The sequence below is a fragment of the Klebsiella sp. C283 genome (assembly GCF_048822555.1).
Taxonomy (GTDB): Bacteria; Pseudomonadota; Gammaproteobacteria; order Enterobacterales; family Enterobacteriaceae; genus Klebsiella; species Klebsiella quasipneumoniae.
Genome location: NZ_JBMEZS010000043.1, coordinates 1 through 4,115 on the forward strand (window position 1 = coordinate 1; position 4,115 = coordinate 4,115).

Annotated in this window: 3 protein-coding genes and 1 pseudogene; 3 read left to right on the top strand and 1 reads right to left on the bottom strand. The window is 44.4% G+C overall.

Going from position 1 to position 4,115, the window contains the following annotated elements; all coding sequences use genetic code 11:
• The first annotated feature begins 718 nt into the window (after nt 1-718).
• A complete protein-coding gene (locus tag ACOI7Z_RS26880) occupies nt 719-2,488 on the top strand; it encodes a GmrSD restriction endonuclease domain-containing protein (protein ID WP_165455254.1) in 1,770 nt (589 codons plus the stop codon).
• Nucleotides 2,489-2,675: 187 nt separating this feature from the next.
• Nucleotides 2,676-2,822, top strand: a pseudogene (locus ACOI7Z_RS26885) (transposase); the annotation flags it as partial.
• Between the two features lie 503 nt (nt 2,823-3,325).
• Here the strand turns inward: ACOI7Z_RS26885 and ACOI7Z_RS26890 are convergent.
• On the bottom strand, nt 3,326-3,550 hold the full coding sequence (locus ACOI7Z_RS26890) for a hypothetical protein (RefSeq protein WP_137916249.1): 225 nt from the start codon (nt 3,548-3,550) through the stop codon (nt 3,326-3,328).
• 26 nt (nt 3,551-3,576) lie between these two features.
• Between ACOI7Z_RS26890 and ACOI7Z_RS26895 the strand changes: the two genes are divergently transcribed.
• Nucleotides 3,577-3,939, top strand: a complete 363-nt coding sequence (locus ACOI7Z_RS26895; RefSeq protein WP_072096554.1) for a TonB family protein — start codon at nt 3,577-3,579, stop codon at nt 3,937-3,939.
• The last annotated feature ends 176 nt before the right edge of the window (nt 3,940-4,115 follow it).

The window sequence follows — 4,115 nt, forward strand, 5'->3', positions numbered from 1 at the left end:
CACCGGCAGTTTGAGCAACCATGGTGAATATATTAACGACAGGTCGCACGAACCCTGTAGGCCGGGTAAGGCGCAGCCGCCACCCGGCAAAAATACGGCACAAGCGCGGCCCAACCGTGTAGCCGGGATAAGGCGTCACGCATCGCTATCCGGGATTCTCCCTGCTGGCGCTATGATCAGCCGCTTCCGTGTTAATCTCCAGGTGTCGCAGGAATGACTGAAGAATCTCCCCCTTAGCATCAGCAGCAGGCTGCCGCTTAGGCCCCGGAGATCACTCTCTTAAGGTTGCAAGCGCAGTAGAACTCGATCAACGAGGTTAAAAGGGGCTTCAGCGCGGAACGCGAGTTAAGGCTAATCAGGGCAGGGGAACCGGCAGAATTTATAACCCGAGAACCCGCTGCGCCGGGCCTTCGGCGCCATTTGGCTTGACTGCCACATGGACATCATCTGGCGCTGTCATGCCGCTGACGCGGTATCCAGAAGCTACTTGATATTGTAAGGGTACGAATGCTATTGCAGAATTTCACGTCTGCTGTGTGCCAAAAGCAGACGTTGCTTAAACAGTATGAATTGATCTCCGGGGAGCAGGTCACAGTATGTAAGGTTATGTGCTTGCTGCAAAAAGTCCCGCTCATGCTGGCTCTTAGCTGATATGGATTATTTAGTCTCACGCGGGTTATAATCGGGCAAGACAATAAACAACGATAGGGAGATGAAGATGAGTTCCGCAGTTACGCCGCAGCTAGTTCAGCGAGTTTTTGAACTGTACTTGGAAAATAAATTGGTCGTTAATCGTCGATACCAAAGAAAGTTGGTTTGGACTATTGAAGAGAAGGAAAAATTTATCGACTCGCTTGCCAGTGGGTATCCGATACCACTGATACTAACGTCTAAACAAGAAGGAAGTGGTGCAGATGTTGGTGTATTAGAGATTTTAGATGGGTTGCAACGACTTAATGCTATTACATCTTTCATTGAATGTGACTTTTCTTTAAATGGAAAGTATTTTGATTTGGAAACCACATCTCTAACAAAAAAACAAAAAGACAGTGGGGAGTTATTGCAAAAAACACCAATATTAGATAATAAAACTTGCTCTGCAATACTTAACTATCAAATACCATTTCTGACAACACATTTAAACACGCCAGCCTTTATAGATGAAACCTTCAGGAGAATAAACACTGGAGGAAGAAGGTTGTCCATGCAGGATGTAAGGCAGGCTGGATCACTAGGAATAGTTCCTGAAACAATAAATAGAATATCTAACTACGTTAGAAAGGATTCATCTAGAACCGATGTGGTAACACTGAGAAACATGAAAAACATCAGCATTGGTGATGACAGGCTAAATTACGGAATAAACATAAACGACATATTCTGGGTAAAAAGCGACATTATAAGAAAAGAAGATATAAGAGAATCAAGAGATGAGGAGTTGATAACTCATTTATTGAGTTATGTATCAGTACCAAGAGAATGCCATACGACATCAGACTATTTAAATAAAGTTTACGATGCTTCAACGAGAGAGCATCAGAACTTAGCTAGCACACTGGAAAAATACAAAGAAGACTTTATCATTAAGTCTTTTAACTATATATTCGATGAATTGAATAAAGTATTCAAGGATGACAGGGGAAATTTTTCAGAAACCATATATTCTGATAGAAAACAAAAATCATCAAGATGCTTCCAAGTTATATTCCTATCTATGTATGAGCTTATCATCAACGATGGAATGGCTGTATCTAACTATAAGGATCTACATACCTCTCTGAAAGGCATCTATGACAAACACTATAAGTCCATCATGGGTAACGGGCGAAAGTGGCATAATGATGAAAGGACGGCTTTAATTGAAGCAACTAAGGGGATCATCTCAAAGCACTTTATCAAATCAAAAGACAACACTTTCGAGCCAGGTAACTGGATAAGAAACATAGAAAATATCATTAATGAATCTAAAACCGAACAGCAGTCTTACGATTTCAAAATGGGATTAATGACCCTATCAAACACCAAGCGAGAATTTAACTTTTCACTTGTTGATAAAATATTAAAAACATTAACGGCAATGACAAATAGTATAAGTGGAGAATGCACTGTTATTGTTGGAGTTGCAGAAAGTGAATCTGACGCCAAAGATCATGAAATGAAATTCAAACGCAGCTATATAAAATATAACAATAAGTTTATAGTTGGTATCGATAGCGAAGCTGATTTTCTTCATGGCGGAATAGAACAATATTTAAAGCAACTAAAAGATTACATCGGAAAAACCAAGTTGATATCCGATGATTTCAAAAAAAGAGTATTAAACAGACTTTCAAATTTCACCTACAAGGAAAAGGAAATACTTATTTTCAGGGCTGAGAGAGGCATTTCACCAGAAGCATATGACAATAAGTATTATGAGAGGCACTTATCTCATAATGCAGAGGTAACGCCAGGTGCAGCAATGAATGACCTATTTAGAAGATTTTGATTTATTTCTAAAGAAAGTGCTTCGGCTAATTCCCATAGCTAACCAAGGAGCGCCCAAAGATGGGCGCCCACCTCCAGAAATTTTTCTGCCTCTTGCCGACTGAATCTCAGATGCGTTGACCTGCTCCCCGTTGATTAATACACCGCGATGTTAGTAATGTCTTCATCAGTCACATGAGGACATCCCCATGAAGAAGCGATTTTCCGACGAACAGATCATCAGTATTCTCCGCAAGGCCGAAGCCGGAGTTTCAGCCCGGGAACTCTGCCGTTAGCATGCTATTTCAGGCGTTACCTTTTACACCTGGCGCAAGAAGTTTGGCGGTAAGGAAATTCGATAACCATCTATAAATCCTGCGTAATGGACATGGAATGTCCGCTCCTCGCTCATGTCGGACCTTTGGCTCACCTGGTTTGTCCGCTTGATGCCAGGAGCGGAAAGCGCTGACATCACCAGGTACCACTCAACGCGGCGCAAGCCAGTCAGATAGCTAGCGAGTTTTTGTAGGCCGGGTAAGGCGCAGCCGCCACCCGGCAAAAATACGGCACAAGAGCGGCCCAACAGCGTAGCCGGGATAAGGCGTCACGCATTGCTATCCGGGATTCTCCCTGCTGGCGCGATGCTCAGCCGCTTTCGTGTTAGGCTCCCAGGTGTCGCAGGAATGACTGAAGAATCTCCCCCTTAGCATCAGCAGCAGGCTGCCGCTTAGGCCCCGGAGATCCCTCCCTTAACGTTGCGAGCGCGGTAGATCCCGAGCACCGGAGTTAAAAAGGATTAGCTGAACGTCTTCAGCGCGGGACGCGAATCCATGCTAATCACTTGAGGGTGTTAGCTCGCTCATGTTCCCCGACGAACCGGATAGCGCTGCCGACAACTGGCAAAAGAGTCGTTGATATAGTCGCTCAGCGCCCATTTGTCCTGATAGCCAAACGTCCTCGGGAATGGATGCAGTACGAAGCGCCAGGTCAGGAGGTCAACGTGATTGCTGCTGAAGACGCGGTGTTCACGGATCATCTCATCTGGTAACCTGTCACGCGCGCCGTTGGTAACGTAAATATTCATGGTGAACTTTGGAACTCAGACAATTTATGAAAACTAGCAGACTATTCACGCTAATTTTGCCATTGTTACTGACACTCTGCGCCAGTACAGAGGCCAGCGCCAGCACACCTTCAGGCAGCATTTCCTCTGCAAACACATCAATTACCACTCGTGATAAGAACGGAAACCTACTGCCGAGTTTCCTGCGGATTCAGTACGATGTCGATTCAGATGGCAGAGTTCAGAATGTAAAGATACTTGAATCGACAACGACTCCGGAGTTGGAACATCAAGTCATTGATAAAATGATTAAAAAATGGCGTTTTGAAAAGGGCAAACCGGGAATAGCTCAAAGATTAGTCGTCAAGATCCCACCCAAATCAGACGGCGGTCCCGCGAATAAGCAGTAAGCACTTTTGAGGATTAATAGCCTGACGCATCATCTACGCCGGTAAAGTCCCCTGGGTGCCAGGAGCGGACTCTACCTATCAATAGAGGGTTCGTTTTACCGTAATGTTTACTCTCAAACCAAAAAAAGCCCCTGCATATCAGCAGGGGCAAGCCATGTCAGAGCTTATTATTTATT

What these genes read in the sequence shown, in the direction of transcription:
- ACOI7Z_RS26880 (WP_165455254.1), top strand. Translation starts at nt 719, where the DNA reads ATGAGTTCCGCAGTTACGCCGCAGCTAGTTCAGCGAGTTTTTGAACTG.
- ACOI7Z_RS26890 (WP_137916249.1), bottom strand. Translation starts at nt 3,550, where the DNA reads ATGAATATTTACGTTACCAACGGCGCGCGTGACAGGTTACCAGATGAG.
- ACOI7Z_RS26895 (WP_072096554.1), top strand. Translation starts at nt 3,577, where the DNA reads ATGAAAACTAGCAGACTATTCACGCTAATTTTGCCATTGTTACTGACA.